We start from the raw sequence: 462 nt of genomic DNA, 5'->3' as shown, positions 1-462 counted from the left end.
CTCAAATGAATTGTGTACCTGGCATGATTACTCAATTTGGTTTTACGCCAACAGTTACAACCGCTGAAATGCGTCAAACACCTCAAATGGTAGAAAAAGTTCAAAATATTAATAAAATTAGAGTCGAGAATAGTAAAAAACTTGTTGCTAAAGGAGAAGATGCTTTAGAAAGATATGAGTTTGATTACATACTACTTTGTAATAAAATTTGTGGAAAATCACACTACAATATGCAAATGAAAATTGTAGTTGAAACCCAAGAAGAATATGATGCTTGGATAGCAGAGCAAAAACAATTCAAGAACTCTTTAGTTAATTAATTTAAAAAGATAAAACACGATACAAGATTATGTCAGCACACGCAGATAACCACGCTCACGACGACGATCACGGACATCATCATAAAGAAACCTTTATAACTAAATACATATTTAGTCAAGACCATAAGATGATTGCTAAGCA

1 pseudogene is annotated in these 462 nt (G+C 32.3%); it reads left to right on the top strand.

Going from position 1 to position 462, the window contains the following annotated elements:
• A pseudogene (locus LG649_RS15915) lies at window positions 1-320 on the top strand (cytochrome c oxidase subunit II); the annotation flags it as partial.
• Window positions 321-462: the final 142 nt, after the last annotated feature.

The sequence above is a fragment of the Neotamlana laminarinivorans genome (genome assembly GCF_020523925.1).
GTDB lineage: Bacteria > Bacteroidota > Bacteroidia > Flavobacteriales > Flavobacteriaceae > Neotamlana > Neotamlana laminarinivorans.
Note: the sequence above shows the minus strand (reverse complement) of the source record. Positions and strands in the feature narration are given on the sequence as shown.